Origin of the sequence: Actinocatenispora rupis, assembly GCF_016861975.1 — a bacterium.
Lineage (GTDB): Bacteria > Actinomycetota > Actinomycetes > Mycobacteriales > Micromonosporaceae > Actinocatenispora > Actinocatenispora rupis.
This window is the reverse complement of record NZ_BOMB01000024.1, coordinates 284174-301726: the sequence shown is the minus strand read 5'-3', so window position 1 is coordinate 301726 and position 17553 is coordinate 284174. Positions and strand designations below refer to the sequence as shown.

Sequence of the window (17553 nt, the reverse complement as noted above, 5' to 3'; positions counted from 1 at the left end):
AATCGGTCCCGCGGGTGCGTGGCGGCCCGACCGCCCACCCGGTTCCGTCCGTACGGGTCAGGTCAGGCCGGGGTTGAGCGGTCCGCGCGTGTCGGGGATCTGGGGCAGGTCGCTGATGAGACATCGGGTGTCGGGGTCGCCGTGGAGGCGCCAGACCGGGTCGGCGGGGTGCTGGCCGTGGGTGGCGGTGGCGACGATGACGCCGAGTGGGGGTGTGAGGATGCGGTGGAGGTGGCGTTCGCGGGTGGGGCTGGGGAGCCAGAACAGCACCGGCCAGCCGGGTCCGCCGGCTTGGGTGAGCCGCGCGTAGGCGTGGAGTTTGGTGGTGAGGCGGGTCAGGGGCCGTTCGGTGCCGGTGTCGTGTTCGAGGAAGAACCCGACCGGCCCGTCGGGTCCAGTCCAGACGCCGTGCCCGTCCGGGTGAATCTGACTGGCGAAGGCGCGGTGGGCGTGGGGTTCGGACCACCAGCGGGTCAGCCGGCCGATCGCGGGGTGCTGCCGGCCGTGTGCGGTGAGGTCGGCGAAGAACTGGTTCACCCCCACCAGGTGGCGCAGGCGAGGGCTGGCGGCGAGGGACTCCTGCCGCCGGTACACGGCCGCCGGTTGTGGTGGCTCCCGCTCCTCGGCGTACGCGGCGAGGCGAGCACCGAGTACGCCGAGGGTCCAGTGGTTGCAGCCGCGGGCTCCGGTGGGCAGCTGCGGCCGGAACGCGGCGATCAGGTCCAGCTGCCGGAGCCGGTCGAGGCGGTGCGCGGCGGTGTGCACGGAGTTGAACAGCAGGGCGGTGATCTGACGGGTGGTCAGGGTGCCGTGCTCGTCGAGCAGGGCCAGCAGTTCCCGGTCCCGGTCGGTGACGCGGTGGATGACCTCGCCCACGCGAGCGGAGCGGGTGGACCGCTGACGCCGCGCACAACGGCCCCCTGGGAGTCCCCCCAAGGGGAGTCGCGTTTCACCGCGGCCGCCAATACACGCGCTGACCTGCGCTGTTAGTGCCCTGCGGGCGGTGGCCCGGTTGCCGGGCTCCCTGCTGGGCACGCTGCTGGGGATACTGCTGATCTTGCTGCTAGGACATATCGGACTCATGACTTCTCCTTGGATGACGACCTCACCGGCGGGCCGAGGTACGGGACGCGGCACGTCCAGGCCAGGTGTCCCGGCCTGCGCCGGTCATGACGTGCAGTAGTGGTTCAACGCGGGGCCGCGGATGTCCCACGGGATGCTGACCATGGCGAGCTGCCTGCGCACCCCGCGACATCAACCGGGTGCGGAGTGCTGGAGCGGCAGCAGGGCGCGGGGTGGCGTGTCAGTGCGGACAGTGGAGCAGCGCTCCATGCGTCGGGACATGTCGTCCGGGAACCGGTGAGCCAGCCGGGCACGCCGACCATCGACCGGCACCGGGCCGGACCGCAATACGCATCGGCGCCCCAACCCGCGGCCGCGGGCTGATGGATCCGACGCCAACCAATAGCCGCCGGCACGGCTGACAACTCACAGCCGGGCTCCCACAGCCGGCCAACAGTTCCCAACAACGACCAACATCGCAGGTCAGAGCGGTACCAGCAAGCAACTAACAGCGACTGACACCTGCCCCGAGGGGGTGTGGACAACCGGTGTTGGCGCTCCAGCGACACCGGAGACCGCTAGCCGACGCCGGCCGGGTCGGCGTCGGGATCACGCAACAGCCCGTCGATACGGCCGGCACGGATCTGCGCCACGAGCCGGTACTCGGCCCGGCGGCGCCGCATGATCGCCGCATGGGTCGCCACCCCGAGCGCGGCGGCCCGTACGGCGATCGGTTCGCCGCCCAGCCGGGTCCGGCCGATCAGGTCCGCCTCCGCCGCGGTGATCACCCCGGCCCGCACCGCGCGGCCCAGTACCAGGTCGGGATGCCCGTAGGGCCGGTGCGGCGCCTGTGACTCCGGGTAGTCGCCATGCAGGGCCACCGCCGGCACGCCGGCGTGCCGGACCCGGCGGGCGGCGCTCGCCGCCGCCCGGCACAGACGCTGACACAACCGCGGCAGGTCGGGGTCCACGCGGCGCAGCGCCGTCAGGAAACCGGTGAGCAGCTCCGCGTCGATATCGGCCGCGTCGCCGTGCCAGCGGAACGCGATCCGGCCGGCCGCACGGCGCAGCGACGGCATCGCCATCCCAGCAGCGGCGATCACCCACTCCGGCTGCCCGGACTGGGCGTGAACGACCAGCCGGCGCCACACCGCGTCGCGCGACTGACGGCCCGTCGCCGGGTCCAGCAGCAGCCGCCGGAGCCGGACCAGCGGCACCGGCCCGTCCGGTAGATCGGGCTCCTCGGTGGTGTCCAGGCTCAGCGGGCGCGGACCGGCGCACAGCAGACCGAACGCGGAGTCCACGGCGTCCAAAGGCGAGGTCGCCGGTTCGGCGGGCCGAGCCGGAATCGTGGTTGTGGAGGTGGCAGAAGCGACCGTTCCGGCCGGTACAGCGGGCGCGGTGGTGGCCGATGTGGTGATGGTGGTGGATGTGCTCATCGCGGTTCCCCTGTCGTGGTGGGCCACCCGTGGCGGCCCGGTTCGCTGCGAACCGAGCCAGTTGGCCACGCCGCTCTCACAGACCATCGACAACGACTCACAAGCGCCAACAGGCGCCGGCCAGAGCGATCCGGCGCTGACCTGCGAATCGGACGGAACAGCTGCAGCAGGCAGTGTGGGCCGTCTGTGAGGTGGTGCGAGGCGACGCGGCCGGCTCACCAGGAACCGGACAACTGCGGGCGCCCGGGTACAGCTCGCGACATCGAGCAACCCTGTTGGCCGTCTGTTGGAAACTCGCACCAACAGTTCCTCACAGGCCGGTGATCTGGCCCTCGTCCGGTCGCTATTGGTAGGTGTGAGGCTGACCTAGCGGCACGGCAGGCGCCACCCGCCGCTCCACGAGCCGTCGTCCTGTGACGCACCACCACACGCCACGTCGAGAGACCGGTACCGGTCGGCACCACGCCGCCCAGCGCGGGCACGGAGGTACCGCTGGCGGGACGGGCGACGTGGCTCGGACATCGGGGGCGATTTATGGTGTTCGCTGGCCAACGGCGTACGAGGGAGCGAGGTGGCATGTCGAGGCAGCGGCGCGCCCTACCCTGGCGGTCCTGGCTGACCCGCGACGCGCGGCGCGCGATCGGGGGCGTGGCCGGCATGGTCGTGCTGCTCACCGCGGCGTACCTGTTGCGCGCCGACGACCTGTTCCACGACCGCGACCTGTACCGGAAGCTGCTCGCGGTGGCGGGGGCGCTGCTGTTCCTGGCGGTCGGGGTGTTCACCGTACGGCACCTGGCGGCGGTGGCGGCCGAGCGTACGTCCCGGCGGTTGACCATCGGGCACGGTGCGGCGCTGCGCCTCGTCGTGCAGCTCGGCGGGTACGTGGCGCTCGTCATCTTCACGTTCAACGCGCTCGGCGTGAACCTCGGTCAGCTGCTGGTCGGCGGTGCCGTCACCGGCGTCATCATCGGTATCGCCGCGCAGCAGTCGCTCGGCAACGTGTTCGCCGGGCTGGTGCTGGTCGGCGCCCGGCCGTTCGAGATCGGCAGCCGGCTCGTGGTGCACTCGGGCGCGCTCGGCGGCCCGCACGAGGGCTGCGTCATCGAGATGGGCCTGGTGTACGTCACGCTCGACACCGACGACGGCCCCATCAACCTGCCCAACAGCGCCGTACTCAACGCCGCCGTCCAGCCCGTCACGAGCACGCACGAGACCCCGGACCCGAACCAGCCCGCGATCCCGGGCGTACTGCCCGACAGCCAGCCGCCCGCCCCGGGTGTCGTCACCACCAACCACCACCACGAGACGCCGGCCGCCGACGCGGTACCCGCCGCGCACGTCGCGCCCGCCCCGCGCGAGACGCCGGACCGTACCGCCGACACCGACGCGGTACCGGTGGCGCACGAGGTACCCGCTGACCGGGACGCCCGCCACGTGTGACGTACCCGCAGACTACGACTCTCAGCTGGGCCGGGACTCATCTCGGAAGGCGATGACCTGGTCGCCCTGTACGGAGAAGTGAGCAGGGACGGGCCGATGGCGTTCCTGAGCGAGTCGCTGGCACCACCTCTGTGGCACCTGGCAGGTCGTGCGGATGCCCGCCAGGCGAAGCGGGTGCCGGTGCGCGCGGGGCACCGGCGTGGGCTCCGCCAGTGACCCGCGCGTTCACACCTGCGGTGTCGGTGCAAGCGCCGTTCGGTGCTCCTGCGGCCGCGCGCGCAGGACGGCGCGGGTGAGCATGGCCCCGGCGACTGCCGCGGCCACCGCACTGACCAGCAGTACCGGGCCGGGCTGTGCCTTGTTGCTGAGCAGGACGTGTGTCGGCCCGGCCAGGACGCTGACGCTGGTGCCGATCCACACGGCGACCAGCCGCCATCGCCCCGCGATCCACGGGCGGAAGACGGCGATGACCCCGACGAGGGTCAGCACTCCCGTGGCTGCGAGCGTGGTGCGCTGCGCGGCGGTGGTGAACCCGGCGGGGCCGCCCCACGCGGTGCCGCCCACGGACCAGGCGCACAGTGCGACGCCGTAGCAGCCGACGACGGCCGCCGCCACGACCGCTGCCGGGGTTCGCGGCACGGCGTGCGCGCGTACCTGCGGCCAGCGGGCGCGGGCGTACCGGATGAACAGCAGGGCCAGGCAGGTGCCGAGCGCCGCGAATCCACCGTAGACGAGGGCGAAGACCCATCCGTATAGGCCCTGATCGGCCGGGATCGGTGAGCCTCCCGCCGCGCCTTGGACCGCCAACCCCACCGCCAGGCCGAGCGCGATCGGCGCGAGTAGCCCGGTGGCCACCCACATCGGCAGCACAACGACCGCCGCCGGCAACCTCCTGCCCCAGCCGCTGGAGAGCGCGGCGGCCAGGACGATCGCACACAGCTCCAACCCCACCGTCACGACATTGCCGACGACGTGCCGGGAGTCCGCCATCTCGGCGACCCCGGACGCCCCGCGGATGCCGATGGTCTGGCCGCTCAACCACAACAGCTTGAGCACCAGGTACGGCGTGCAGGCGGCGATCGCCAGCCACATCAGCGCCCAGGCGCCCCGCTCCGACGTCAACACCAGTCACCCCTCGATTCAGTCATCGTCATCTAGAATGCCTTCTCTAGAATGGAGTACGGTGTCAAGATGCCGAGGCAACCCAAGTTCAGCAGGGACGACGTGCTCGACGCGGCGCGCGACGCCGTGTTCGAACACTGGCGCTCGGCCACCGTCTCCCACGTCACGAGTCGACTCGGCGCCCCGTCCGGATCGATCTACCACCGCTTCGCCTCACGGGAAGCACTGTTCGTCACGGCCTGGATCCGGTCGGTGCGACGGTTCCAGCAGGCCCTGACCACCATCGTCGAGATACCCGATCCGACCGAGGCCATCGTCGAGACGGCGCTGCACATCCCGCGCTTCTGCCGACAACACCGCAAGGACGCGCGGATGATGACGCTGTACCGCCACGCCGACCTGCTCACCACCGCCCCGCCCGAACTGCGGGAGGAACTGGCCGGGCTCAACACACCGGTCGCCACCGCGATCGCCGCCCTGACCCGACGACGGTACGGGCGCGTCACCAACCACGGTCTGGCCGTCATGCGCCTGGCCTGCCGCGACTCGCCCTACGGCATCGTGCGCCCCATCATCGGCGAGGCGATACCCGCCTGGATCGACGACGCCGTCCGGGCCACCACCGGCGCGCTCGCCGGCCTCCCGGACCACACCTGACCCCGCCAGGGACTGGCCCCGGTTATGGTCGACTCGCGGGGTCAGCGATCTTCAGGCCGGCGTGTAGTGCCTCAACGCGATCGGGGTGAGGCGTCCGAGGCGGCGTTGACGTCGTCGCCGGTGGTAGGTCCGTTCGATCCAGGTCACGGTCGCCAGGCGCAGGTCGTGGTGGGTGGCCCAGCGTTGCCGGTCGAGAACGTTCTTCTGAAGCAGGGCGAAGAACGATTCCACGCGGCGTTGTCGCCACACGCGCCGACGCGGCCCATCGAGCCGTGGAGACCGTTGCGGCGTAAGGCTTTGACGAAACGTGTGAGTTCGGAACTGGCTTGGAGAACCCGAGCACCCAGCACCGTCCTGCATGTCGGCGTCCAGTGGTTGTACGGGTCCGCGTGCGCGCGGACCCGTACGCGTAGTCGCGCAGGGCTCTCACGACCTCGTCCACGTAGGGGGTCTGTCAGGAGACCGGTCGGACCGAGAGCGTGTCGGGCCGCACCTGCGCCCGCCAGATCGACTCGCAGCCGGTCATGAGGTCGGGGTGGCCGCCGGGCCAGGTCTCGTGCAGTGCGGCGACCGCGGTGGTGTCGTTGTCGTCCCAGTACGACTGGCAGGTGTCGCCGGTCTGCCAGATCGTCACGGCACCCGAGCGCGGGTCACTTGCGTGGTAGGTGAACGACCTGAAGCCGGGCGTGGTGTTCTTGAGGTCCGCCGCGTCGCGGCTCAGGCCGCGCGCCGCGGAGCTCTGCATGTGGTCGAAGTCGACCACCCAGATGTCCTTGTCGGCCCTGCATTCGATGGTCTCGGTACTCCGGCCGGAAGGGGGCTTGGCGCGGCAGGTCGAGGCGTTGAGCCACGGCGCGGCCAGATTGAGCAGGTCGGTGGAGTCGAACAGCGCGGCGTTGGTACGGCCGTGCTCCGTGAAGGTGACACCCGCCGCACGGTCCGGGGCAGAGGGCGGCAGGAACCGCCACAGGCCCAGGGCGACCACGAGCACCACCACCAGCCCGCCGGCCGCGATCAGTACCGGCGGGCGTCGCCAGACCGGCACGGCCACCGCGCCGGGGAGACCAGCCGACGGCCGGATGCCGGGCGCTGATGTCCCGGTGGCGGCGGGTCGGGTAGGCGCCGGCCCGGTCGCGCCGACAGCGGGTGTGTGCAGGCTGCCCTGAGCGACGACCAGTTCCGGCTGGTCGAGCACGGTGGGCGCGATGCCGAGCCGCTGGTGCATCACGGTCGCGACCAGCGGAACCCGGCTGGAGCCGCCGACCAGGAAGGCCCCTGCCACCTGCTGGGCCGGTACGGCAGCGGCGCGCAACGCGGCCACGGCAAGGTCCATCGTGCGATCCACATGGCCGTGGATGGCCTGCTCGAATTCGCCGCGGGTAACGTGCACCTCCCGCTCGACCAGCGGTACGTGCAGCGTCGCGGTGCTGTGCCGGGTCAGCAGCTCCTTGGCGCCTTGGGCGTTGCGCCACAAGGCCTGCCGGGCGCGCTGGTCTGCTGGAGATGCGGGCCTGCTGAGCCGGCCCCACTCCTCCCGCGCTTCGGCGGTGAGGGACTGCGCGTGGGTCAGCAGGACGGCGTCGAAGTCCACCCCTCCCACGTCGGGCAGCCCGTCGCAGGCCAGTACGTCGAACCCGCCGGGCGTGCGGCGCACGAGGCTGCAGTCGAACGTTCCCGCTCCGAGGTCGTAGACGAGCAGGCAGGTGTCCACTGGTACCACGTGACCCAGCACCTCCGTGAAGTACGCAGCGGCGGCCACCGGTTCCGGCACGAGACGCGCCTCGCCCAGCCCGGCACGGTGTGCAGCCTCGCGCAGCACGCCTGTCCGGGCAGACCCCCACGCCGCCGGGTGGGTGAGGACGACCTCGTCGGCAGGACCGCCGAGCACCCGGTGCGCCTCGGTGGCGATCCGGTGCAGCACCCTGCCCACCAGGTCGACCACCGCGACGTCCCGTCCGCCGAGCCACACGGTCTGGTCGTCGATGCGACGCTTCGGGTTGGGCTCGTATCCGGTGGGCTGCCCGGAGCCGGCGCGTTCGGCGTCCGCGCCGGTCAGCACCATTCCTTCGGCGGTCACGAAGACCGCGGACGGCAGCAGCGGCGAGGCATCGAACAGCAGCGGTGTGGCCGGCCCCTCGTCCCGCGCCAGTACGGCGATGGTGTTCGACGTGCCGAAGTCGATGCCCAGACGTCTCCCCATGGGGGCCATTTCTATCGCACCGCCCAGCCCGCTGGTGTCCGCGCCGCGTGGCGGCACGCGCACCGGCCGGCCCTGCTGGTCCTGCTCGTACTGGCCCTCCTGCCGCGGCGGAAGGTCGCCGACCCGGTCGCCGCCTGACCGCCGCGCGCGGAGTGGCCGCATCACCGCTCCGGCGTCGGCGCGTCAGAGGGTGGCGGTGAGGAGGGCGACGGCGGACTCCTGGCTGCCGATCGACGCCCCGTCGTACGGTCCGCACCAGCGCACCCCGTACCGGCCGGTGCTGTCGCGGTCGTCGGCGTACGCCCGGTCTGCTTGCACGGCAAGGAATCCACGGTACGGACGGCCCGGGAGTACCCGGTCGAGCGTGGCGAGGTTGCGCGCGAAGACGCCCTTGAACGCGGCCTGGTCGGCGTTGCACGACCCGGCCGGTTCACACGGCTCGGTGAGTACGCCGTCGTGGGTCAGCTCGGGTCCGGAGACGACGGCGTCGGCGATCCGGCGCGCCTGCGCCAGCAGCGTCCGGTCGCCGGTGGCGCGGTACAGCTCGGCCAGCCCGCCCAGCACCACCCCCTGGTTGTACGTCCAGGTGGTGCCGCCGTTGTTGGCGCAGCCGGACGTGAGCCCGTCGTTGACGAGGCTGCCCGGGCCGATCATGCCGCTCGCCGCGAACCAGCGCCACGCCCGCATCGCCCGCGCCAGATGCGCACGGTCGCCCGGGATCCGGTTGTGCAGCGCGGCGGCCAGCTCGATGTACAGCTCCGTGCTGATCGCGTTCTTGTACGTTTGGGTCGGGATGTCCCACCACAGCCCGCCGCCGCAGACCGGATCCCAGTACCGGCCCATGTAATCCTCGTCCTCGGCGGCGATGTCGAGGTAGCGCTGGTCGCCGGTCAGGTCGTACATGCGGACCAGGGCGAGCGCCCACCAGCCGGTGTCGTCGGTGGAGTCGGCGCGGAAGTCGCCGCCGCCCTCCGGCCACCACGGCAGCGGCGCCCGCTGCACGTCGATCGTATGCGCCGCAACGGAAAGGTACCGCCGGTCGCCGGTGGCGGCGACGTAGTCGAGCAGCGACTGGAGCGCGTTGCCCGACTGCCACCACGGCGCGTCGCGGTCCCAGCGACCGGAATCCGTGTCGTACCAACCCATCATGGCGGTCACGGCCGCGGCGGCCCGGCTCCGCGCCTCGCCGCCGTGCGCGGCCGACACCGGCGCCGCCCCGAGCATCAGTACCAGACAGCCGGCGACGGCACCCACCACGAGACGGCGACCCGCACGAGTCCACATGCGACGGAGCCTGCCCCAGTCGGACGATCCCGTCAACGGCCCGGTTTCCGGCACCTGCGCCGGAGTCAGACGAAAACCGGGCCCTGCTCGGTGACGCGAACATGCCGGCGCACCGCCCGATCCGGCCCCATCCGGTACGTGCACGCGTAACGCGTGACCTCGTCGTACGCCACCATGCCGCGCTCCGGCAGACCCTCGTCGCAGTGCACCGAACCGGGCTCGGGCATCGTCGCGGACGGATCCACGGCGTACGCGTAGCGCGCGAACGCGTCGTGCACCCCGGCCCGGGTGATCGGCGCCCGCCGCTGCGTCGCGGTGAACCCGAAGACCATCCGCCCGCCGCGCACCCGCACCGCGAAGTCCACCCGCAGATCCTCGTACCGCACGGTGCAGGTGACGTGCTGGTCCCTGCTGCCCGGGATGTCGGCCGCGCAGTGGCCGGACGCCACGCCCGGCGCGCCGGCTTCGGCCAGCACCCGGGACTCCAGCTCGTACAGGATCTGGTCGCGGGCGGACGCGTCGGCGCCGGGCGACACCGTCGGCGTGGGCGTCTCGTACGGCATGGTGGGGCTGGGGATCGCGCCCGCACCGGTCGGCCCGGCACCCGCGCCGGAACCGGCACCGCGGGCCGCGCCGGACGTGGTGCAGCCGACCAGCGCGCCGAGCGTCAGCAGGGACAGCAGCACCGACCCGGCCCGGACCCCGCCGCCGCGTCGCATCACGCCATCCCGTCGCCGCCCCACACGTACAGCGTCAGGCTATGCCCTCACCGCAACGGTAATAAAACCGTCCACAGTAGACAGTCAGTCGGCGAACCCGGTCAGCCCTCGGCGCGCGGGGTGGCCTCGCCGTCGATGGTCTCGGTGTCGCCGATCTCGTCGGCGAGCGCGTTCTCCACCGACTCGATGAACTCCTCCAGCGCCTCACCGGACAGGCGCATCTGCAACGCGCCACCGGGGTTGATCGCCAGGTCGTACGACGGGTCCGGCCAGGCGACCAGCACCAGCATGAACGGCGCGGTCAGCGTGGGCGTGTCCGCGTCGTACGCCGCCTCGAACCGGGCCCGGGACGTGAACAGCTCGATCGTCGGCGACTCCATACCCGTCGCGGGGCGCCACGGAAAGCCGGGCTCGCCCAGCTGCTCGACGTTCAACACCGGCCAGGCCACCGGTACGAGCACCTCCGCGCCGAGCAACGCCTCCATGTACGCGGGCAGGTAGCCGGCCTGGCTGGCGGCCAGCAGTTCCCTCTCGGTGTCGTTCGCCGGGGCGATCGGGTCGTCGACGGCGTCCGCCTGCCCAGGGTCGGCCGGCGTGGGTCCGGCCGGTGGCTCACCGACGGATAGCGGCTGGGCGTCGGGCGTCGTCGGCGGCGCGCTGGCACGTTCCTCGGCGAGAGCGGCCGCGCGCTCCTGGAGCGCCCGCAGGTCCGGGGCGAGATCGGGGTCGGCGACGGCCTTCTCGGTCGCCTCCTCGACCGTCGGCACGGTGAGTGTCCCGTCGGCCGCCTTCCGCACCGCGTCGATCGGCAGGTAGCAGTCGAGCGCCAGCGTGGGGTTGACCGCGAGCCACCACTCCGGGTCCGGCCACTTGGCGGACAGCTCGGCGTAGTCGGTCTGCACGTACCCCTCCACGCCGGGGCCGGCCATGGCCATCAGGCACTCCGCGGAGGTGTAGACGACCAGGAAGGTGCGGCCGGCCATGTCCCACAGGGCGAACCGTTGCGGCTCCGAGGACTCCTCGCCCGGCTCCGGTATGTCCGTCAGCGGCAGGAAGAGCGGGGCTGTCGACAACAGCCGGAAGTACTCCCGGCGGTCGTCGGCGTCGCGTGCCGCGGCCATCGCCAGTTCGGCGTCCGTACCGGGCTGCCAGTCCACCATGGTCGCCGTTCGCCCCTTCCGTCCCCGACGTCACAACGGCCGGCTCCGCACGGAGAGGTCCGGCTACCCTAGTGTGTCAGTTGCCGGTCAACCCGGCGGTATCCAGCCTCGACAGCGGACTTGCGGAGCCATGGCGCGAACGATCCTCGTCTCGACCCAGCAGCACGGCGCGTACCCGACGATTCGGGACGCGCTGGACGCCGCGCCCGACGGTACCGTCATCTCGATCTCCCCCGGGGAGTACACCGAGTCGCTCGACCTGCGTAACCGGCGGGTGACGCTCCAGTCGGCCGGCGGCGGCGACGTGACGCTCAACGCCGCGTCACCGATCGAGTCCGCGGTCCACATGCTGGGCGGCCAGGTTGAGCTGCACGGGTTGATCCTGCGGTCCACCGACCGGGCGACCGTCGAGGTACGTGCCGGTCATCTGGTACTCGACGGCTGCGAGCTGCACGCCGGCTACGCACCCGGGCTGAACGCGACCGACGGGGCGGTGGCCGACGTGACGGGCTGCCGGTTCACCGGCGGGCAGTACGGGATGGTCTTCGAGGACGCCGACGGCACGGTCAACAAGTGCGAGATCCGGGGCATCGCCGACGATGCGATCATCGTCCGACTGGGTGCCAAGCCGACGATCCGCAACTCGACCATCGAAGGCTGCGGCTTCCGCGGCATCTACATCTACCAGTCCGGCAAGCCGACGATCGAGCTGTGCGAGATCTCCCAGACCGGTGACGCCGGCATCTCGGTGGCGCACCAGAGCGCGCCGACGCTGTCCGCCTGCTGGGTACACGACACCCAGGGCGTGGGCATCATGTTCGGCCGCGGCTGCGGCGGCCTGGTCGACGAGTGCCGGATCGAGAACACCGCCTCCCCGGGTCTGTTCCTCGACGAGGGCGCCCACCCGGAGGTACGCGAGCGCGACCCGCACTCCGACCGCCCCAAGGCCGGCGCCAGTGCCGTCAACCGCTCCACCCAGCAGGATCCCGAGCAGATGGAGCGGCTGCTGCGCGAGCTCGACGGCATGGTCGGCCTCGCCGGCGTCAAGAGCGAGGTCCGTTCGCTGATCGACGAGATCCAGGTCAACGAGTGGCGCCGGGACGCCGGACTCGCTGTCGGTGCGGTCAGCCACCACCTGATCTTCACCGGCGCCCCCGGTACCGGTAAGACGACGGTGGCGCGCGTCTACGGCCAGCTGCTCAAGGCGCTCGGTGTGCTGCCGGACGGGCGGTTCAAGGAGGTCGCCCGGCGCGACCTGGTCGGCCAGTACATCGGGCACACGGCCGAGAAGGCGACCACGGTGTTCGAGGAGGCGCTCGGCGGTGTGCTGTTCATCGACGAGGCGTACACGCTGTCCCGGTCCTCCGGCGGTGGCGCCGACTTCGGCCAGGAGGCCATCGACACGCTGGTGAAGCTGATGGAGGACCACCGCGACGAGGTGGCCGTCATCGTCGCCGGTTACACAAACGAGATGTTGGACTTCCTGAACGCCAACGCCGGTCTCGCGTCGCGGTTCGCGAAGACGCTGGAGTTCGAGAACTACAGCCCCGAAGAGCTGGTGCTGATCGTCAACCGGATCGCCGGAAACGACGACTACCTGCTGGGAGAGGGACTCGACGACGCGTTGCTGGAGTGGTTCGGCACGATCGAGCGCGACCAGAACTTCGGTAACGCCCGTGAGGCGCGGCGCCTGCTGGAGAGCATGCGCAAGGCCCAGTCCGGCCGGTTGCGCGGTCTCGGCCAGCGGCCCACCCGCGACGATCTGCGTACGCTGACGCTCGACGACCTGTTGGTCGCCACGGCCCGCTGAGACGCCCGGCCCGGTCACGGGGCGCGGTTGTCGCACCCGTCGGGCACCATGTGCGTACCGATCAGCCGAAGGAGACCGACGATGGCCACCGTGCCGCTCACCGTAGATGCCTTCCCGGAGACGGTGCGGAACAACCCGATCACGTTCGTGGTGTTCTGGGCCAACTGGTGTCCCGGCTGCCGCGAGTTCATGCCCATCTACAAGTACGCGGCGCAGCGCCACCGCGATCTGCTGTTCGGTACCGCCGACACGGAGATCACCGAGCAGCACCAGATCTCCGGCTACTTCGGGCTGCAGGTGATCCCGACCGTCGTCGCCGTCAAGGACGGCCACATGGTCCGCTACCAGCCGGGCGGTATGTCGCACCAGGAGTTCGCCGACATGATCCGCGACGTGCGCGCGCTCGACGTGAGCGAGGCCGTCCAGGCCGCCGCCCGCGCCGCCGCGCAGCCGGCCCACCCCGGCGTGATCCTCGGCGGCTCCCGCCTTCGCTAGAGGCAGGGCTGCCGAGCACGAACCACCGCGCCGGCCGGGTCGTTGGTTACCGACGGCCCTCCGCCGCTTAACCCCTTACGGTGCGCCGTTGTTCGATGGTCCGGTCAGGTCTGCCGCGCGGGTGCCTGCCGGGCTGCCGGCAGCGCGGCGCCGAAGCTGGGATCCTCGACCCGGCGGGCGTGGCCGCCGTCGACCGCGATCGCGGCGAGCCGCACCAGCCGGCGCGGCACCGGGCGAAGCGCGCGGAGAAACGACCACAGGTCGTCCGCGCACCGCGACAGCAGTCGCCCGCGGAACGCCTCGGGCTCCAACGCCTCGACGTCCCGGTAGTCGTCGTCGTCGGCGTACCAGACGGATCCGGCGTCGTCGCCGAGTACCTGGAGCGCGATGAGCCCGCCCTGGACGTACCCCACGGCGAGGAAGTCGCCGGTGAGCCGGTCGGAGAACCACGCCGGCGCGTACGTCAGGTCCTGCGCGCGGTCCGGGCGGGCCAAGCCGAACATCGGCTGGTCGGCGACGAACCCGTGCTTCGCATGTACCGCCGGGGTGCGCGGCCGGCCGCCGTTCGTCTCGGCCAGGAACTCCCGGTACGCGTCCGGCAGCCGGTAGCCCAGGCCCTCCTCAAGCTTGGCGAGCGCGTCGTCGGCGACCCGTTCGGCGAAACCAACCGGGACCGGATCGCGCTGGTCGACCGCCACTCCCCGGCGCCCGCGATCGACCCGCAGCGTACTGAGCCCGCCCAGGTGCCGGAACGAGCCGTGCAGCTCGGCCGGCACCAGCGCGACCCGACGCGTCATCGCCTGGTACGCCCAGGTCCAGCCGGCCGGGGTGGCCGGCGGGCCGTCCTCGACCGGCTGCCACAGCGGGTCGCCGGCCCGGGCCATCAGCTCGTTGGCCACCACCACGCCGAGCACGCGAACCTCGTCCATGGTCAGCCCGGCGAGCGGCGGCGGCAGCTCCACCACGGCCCGCGCATACTGGTCCCACTCCGGGAAACCGTGCGGTCCGATCACCACGCCCTCGCGGTACCGGATGCGCAGTGCCGGCGCGGCGGCGTGGATCTGCTGGAACGCGTACCGGGCGGAGGGCAGCGGGGTGGTCACTGGCCCGGCTCTCCGAACACCAGGCTCGCCGCCAGCAGCACGTCCGCCGGTACCTCGGGCACCTGGTATCCGTGCGCGGCGATGTGCAGCTGCAGGTCCGGCTCCGGCGCGAACGCGTAGTGCTCCAGGTAGTAGGCCAGCTCCTCGGACCACACCCAGGTGCCGTCGGTACGGAAGCTCATCGGCACGGCCTGCCCGCGTTCCGGCTGGAAGCGGTCGGTGTCCCGGTTCGGTACGAGGATCGCGACCGGAGCGCCCCGCAGGTACGCCAGCAGACGTTCCCGCTCGGCGGCGTCCGCGATCCGCTCGTGCGACGGGCTCATGACCGCGGAGCCGTCCGGCGCCTTCGCGTCGAACACCTCCGCGACCCGGAAGTCGGCGGGCGACCCGGCCTCACGCTCGGGCGCGTCGGCCAGCGCCGCCGCTTCGGCCACCGCCGCCGCGGCCGCCCGCGTGCCCGCGCCCGACCCGGCGGCTTCGTCGGCGAGCCGGCGCAGCTCGTCGCGGCTGTTCTCCAGCCGTACGCGGCGGAACCGGCTCGGCTCCTCGGCGTACACCGCGCGGCCGCGGTCGCTGACGAACGCCGAGAACGGCACCAGGTCACCGCCGGCCGGCAGGAACTTGAGCGCCTCGTCGACGGCCGCCGCGGCGGTCCGCAGGTCCTCGATGGCCGCCTCGCGATCGGACGGCGGCAACCCACCGGTGTCGGCGGGTACGGAGGCGGCGAGACGGTCGGCGAACCACAGCCACTCGCCCGGGTCGATCAGCGCCGAGGTCCGCTCGCCGCCGAACACCACGCCGGCACCGTCCGCGGCGGGATCCTCGTCCAGCATCCGGAACGCGAACTCGCGCCGTACGCCACAGTTCGGGCAGTTGCCGGCATAGCGGACCAGCAGCTGGTCGCCGTCGGCGCCGGGCGCCGCGTCGGGCTCGAACTCCACCTCGCCGCAGCGTTCGCACGGGTGCAGCAGCAGGTACAGCCGCGCCTCGGCGACGCTGCGGGCCAGCAGGTACTCCATCGGGCCGCCGGTCAGCCGCGCTCGGCGGTGGCGTCCGGCGCGTCGGCGTCGTCGGACGCCCCGTACCGCTGCTCGAACTCGGCGACCCGGTCGGCGATCTCGGCGCGCTCGGCGGTGAGCCGGTCGCGCTCGAACCGCTCCGCCGAGGTCTCGTACACCATCCGGCCGGCCTGGCTCCAGAACGCGCCTTCCGGCACCTCCGCGGCACCGGCCGGCAGGAACTTGAGCACCTCGTCGACCGCCGCCAACGACGAGGCGAGCAGGTAGTACGCCCGGGTCACGGCCTCGTCGTCGGCCGGGTCCAGGTCGCGGGTCTGTTCGTCGGCGGCCACCCCGTACAGCTCCGAGACGCCCAGCCACTCGCCCGGGTCCAGCAGCCGCGACGGCTCGTCCCCGCCGTACGAGATCTCGAACGAGACCTCGGGCGGGCCCGGCGGCATCCGGAACGTGAACTGGCGCGGTCGACCGCAGGACGCGCACTGGCCGCTGATCCGCTCGGCCGGTTCCCCGTCGACCACGACGGAGGTCGACACCCGCTCGTCGAGCTGGGTCTCACCGCACACGCAGGGACGCAGGTCCAGGTACAGGTAGATCTCGTCGAAGGTGCGGGCGTAAGGCAACGACATCGTCAACACCGATCGGTCAAGGCAGGTGGTCAGGAAACGAAACGGTCGGAAATGTCCCGGTAGGTGGTCTGCACGACCTCCAGCCGGCCCCGCCGGAAACGGCCCGGCTCCTGGGCGTACACGGCGCGTCCCCGCGGCGACCGGAACGCCTCAGACGGTACCTCCTCGGCACCGTCCGGAATGAACTTCAGCACCTCGCCGACCGCCGCCGCCGCCGTCCGCAGGTCGATCAGCGCCTCCTGCCGAGCCTGCGCCGACAGGCCGTCCGGCTGCGCCGGCGCCGCCCCGGCCGAGGCGTCCGCAAGCCACAGCCACTCACCCGGGTCGAGCAGCTCCGACGGCTGGTCGTCGCCGAACTCGGGCTCCTCCTCGTTCGGGAAGATCACCTCGTCCGGCAGCAGGAAGGTGAACTCGCGGACCGTGCCGCACTGCGGGCAGATCCCCGTGTACCGGCTGGCCAGCTCGCCGTCGACCATGACGACCGAGCTGTCCGGCGAGAACTGCGTCGCCCCGCACACCTCGCAGGCCTGCAGCCGCATGTACAGATGGGCCTCCGCGCTGGAGCGCGCCCGTGACAGCGTCATGCGCCGAACCCTATCCGCCGCGCGCTCACCTAGCGCCCCAGTACCAGCCGGGTGGCCTCACGGACGGCGTCGTCGGAGACCTCGGCGACCCGGTAGTCCTGCGCGCCGGCGTGGTCGCGCAGCTCCCGCTCCGGCGCGATGCCGTGCTCCGACACGTAGTACGCGAGGGCCTCGGACCAGACCCAGTCCCCGTCCGTACGGAAGCTCATCGGCACGACCTGGCCACGCTCCGGTACCAGACGGTCCCGGTCGCGGCCGGTCGTCGACAGCACCATCCGGCCGCCCCGCAGGTAGCGCACAAGGCTCTCCCGCTCGTTCTCGTCGGACAGGCGCTCCCGGTCCGGTCCGAACACCGCCCGGCCCGTCTCGTCGTGCGCGTCGAAGATCTTCGCGATCTGCATCGTTCCACTCCCTGAGATTCGTCGGCGCCGTGACCGCCCCGCGCGGGAGGCGGTCTCCCGGCGCCGGCCGGGTCGGCGAACTCCCGTCCATCATCCTTGGCCGAGTACCGCGGCGCCGAACCGGGACCGTCAGCATGATCGGTCCGGTCAAGCGCCGCGCCGTCACGGCATCGGGTCGGTCACCGCCCGCAGCCGCACCACGTAGTTGTCCAGGTCCACCACGTCGACATCGTCGACGAGCCACCGGACGCCACCGATCGCCACCCGCTCCCCGACCGACACCTCCACGTCGTACTCCTCGCCGTCGGCCGGCAGGACCGCCAGTTCCACCGTCAGCGGACCCTCGTCCGTGCTCACAGCCACGGCGCCCACACGTGCCGTGCCGAGCACGGCGACAGTGCCGTGCGCCAGCTCGACGACGATGTCCGCCAT

The 17553-nt window shown here is 72.0% G+C and carries 18 protein-coding genes and 1 pseudogene; 5 read left to right on the top strand and 14 right to left on the bottom strand.

Going from position 1 to position 17553, the window contains the following annotated elements; translation table 11 throughout:
• Positions 1-57: 57 nt before the first annotated feature.
• Both Aru02nite_RS22110 and Aru02nite_RS22105 read right to left on the bottom strand, forming a co-directional pair.
• The gene (locus Aru02nite_RS22110) at positions 58-876 is read right to left on the bottom strand and encodes a replication-relaxation family protein (RefSeq protein ID WP_203660709.1); all 819 of its coding nucleotides are present in this window, start codon (positions 874-876) and stop codon (positions 58-60) included.
• 764 nt (positions 877-1640) lie between these two features.
• Positions 1641-2366 carry a hypothetical protein gene (locus Aru02nite_RS22105; protein WP_203660707.1) on the bottom strand — a complete coding sequence of 242 codons (726 nt, stop codon included), beginning with the start codon at positions 2364-2366 and terminating at the stop codon, positions 1641-1643.
• Positions 2367-2424: 58 nt separating this feature from the next.
• Here Aru02nite_RS22105 and Aru02nite_RS22100 point away from each other — a divergent pair, with 58 nt between their 5' ends.
• Together Aru02nite_RS22100 and Aru02nite_RS22095 are read left to right on the top strand one after the other, a co-directional pair.
• Complete coding sequence (locus Aru02nite_RS22100) at positions 2425-2691, top strand: hypothetical protein (RefSeq protein WP_203660705.1); 267 nt, start codon at positions 2425-2427, stop codon at positions 2689-2691.
• Between the two features lie 386 nt (positions 2692-3077).
• Complete coding sequence (locus Aru02nite_RS22095; RefSeq protein ID WP_203660703.1) at positions 3078-3941, top strand: mechanosensitive ion channel domain-containing protein; 864 nt, start codon at positions 3078-3080, stop codon at positions 3939-3941.
• A gap of 225 nt (positions 3942-4166) precedes the next feature.
• Here Aru02nite_RS22095 and Aru02nite_RS22090 read toward each other — a convergent pair whose 3' ends face one another.
• Positions 4167-5066 carry a hypothetical protein gene (locus Aru02nite_RS22090; RefSeq protein ID WP_203660701.1) on the bottom strand — a complete coding sequence of 300 codons (900 nt, stop codon included), beginning with the start codon at positions 5064-5066 and terminating at the stop codon, positions 4167-4169.
• 66 nt (positions 5067-5132) lie between these two features.
• Here Aru02nite_RS22090 and Aru02nite_RS22085 point away from each other — a divergent pair, with 66 nt between their 5' ends.
• A complete protein-coding gene (locus Aru02nite_RS22085; RefSeq protein ID WP_203660699.1) occupies positions 5133-5720 on the top strand; it encodes a TetR/AcrR family transcriptional regulator in 588 nt (195 codons plus the stop codon).
• Between the two features lie 51 nt (positions 5721-5771).
• Here the strand turns inward: Aru02nite_RS22085 and Aru02nite_RS22080 are convergent.
• From Aru02nite_RS22080 to Aru02nite_RS22060, 5 genes and pseudogenes are all read right to left on the bottom strand, one after another.
• Positions 5772-6028: pseudogene (locus tag Aru02nite_RS22080) on the bottom strand (integrase core domain-containing protein); the annotation flags it as partial.
• 146 nt (positions 6029-6174) lie between these two features.
• Entirely contained in the window at positions 6175-7920 is a 1746-nt protein-coding gene (locus Aru02nite_RS22075; protein ID WP_203660697.1) for an Hsp70 family protein, read from the bottom strand.
• A gap of 183 nt (positions 7921-8103) precedes the next feature.
• Positions 8104-9204, bottom strand: coding sequence for a glycoside hydrolase family 76 protein (locus Aru02nite_RS22070; RefSeq protein ID WP_203660695.1), 1101 nt, complete (start codon positions 9202-9204; stop codon positions 8104-8106).
• Positions 9205-9269: 65 nt separating this feature from the next.
• On the bottom strand, positions 9270-9923 hold the full coding sequence (locus Aru02nite_RS22065; protein ID WP_203660693.1) for a hypothetical protein: 654 nt from the start codon (positions 9921-9923) through the stop codon (positions 9270-9272).
• Between the two features lie 101 nt (positions 9924-10024).
• The gene (locus Aru02nite_RS22060; RefSeq protein ID WP_203660691.1) at positions 10025-11083 is read right to left on the bottom strand and encodes an SseB family protein; all 1059 of its coding nucleotides are present in this window, start codon (positions 11081-11083) and stop codon (positions 10025-10027) included.
• 130 nt (positions 11084-11213) lie between these two features.
• On the opposite strand from Aru02nite_RS22060, the gene Aru02nite_RS22055 reads away from it, so the two are divergent.
• Positions 11214-12893, top strand: a complete 1680-nt coding sequence (locus Aru02nite_RS22055; protein WP_203660689.1) for a right-handed parallel beta-helix repeat-containing protein — start codon at positions 11214-11216, stop codon at positions 12891-12893.
• Positions 12894-12974: 81 nt separating this feature from the next.
• Entirely contained in the window at positions 12975-13388 is a 414-nt protein-coding gene (locus Aru02nite_RS22050) for a thioredoxin family protein (protein ID WP_203660687.1), read from the top strand.
• Positions 13389-13492: 104 nt separating this feature from the next.
• On the opposite strand, the gene Aru02nite_RS22045 is transcribed toward Aru02nite_RS22050, so the two are convergent.
• The 6 genes from Aru02nite_RS22045 to Aru02nite_RS22020 form a co-directional block, all read right to left on the bottom strand.
• A complete protein-coding gene (locus tag Aru02nite_RS22045) occupies positions 13493-14491 on the bottom strand; it encodes an HNH endonuclease (protein WP_203660685.1) in 999 nt (332 codons plus the stop codon).
• Entirely contained in the window at positions 14488-15510 is a 1023-nt protein-coding gene (locus Aru02nite_RS22040; protein ID WP_203660683.1) for a PDZ domain-containing protein, read from the bottom strand. The genes Aru02nite_RS22045 and Aru02nite_RS22040 overlap by 4 nt, the downstream gene beginning before the upstream one ends.
• A gap of 11 nt (positions 15511-15521) precedes the next feature.
• Positions 15522-16136, bottom strand: a complete 615-nt coding sequence (locus Aru02nite_RS22035) for a hypothetical protein (protein ID WP_239076861.1) — start codon at positions 16134-16136, stop codon at positions 15522-15524.
• 29 nt (positions 16137-16165) lie between these two features.
• Entirely contained in the window at positions 16166-16720 is a 555-nt protein-coding gene (locus Aru02nite_RS22030) for a hypothetical protein (protein ID WP_203660682.1), read from the bottom strand.
• 29 nt (positions 16721-16749) lie between these two features.
• Positions 16750-17121, bottom strand: coding sequence for a hypothetical protein (locus Aru02nite_RS22025; RefSeq protein ID WP_203660680.1), 372 nt, complete (start codon positions 17119-17121; stop codon positions 16750-16752).
• Positions 17122-17283: 162 nt separating this feature from the next.
• The gene (locus Aru02nite_RS22020) at positions 17284-17553 is read right to left on the bottom strand and encodes a DUF6406 domain-containing protein (RefSeq protein WP_203660678.1); all 270 of its coding nucleotides are present in this window, start codon (positions 17551-17553) and stop codon (positions 17284-17286) included.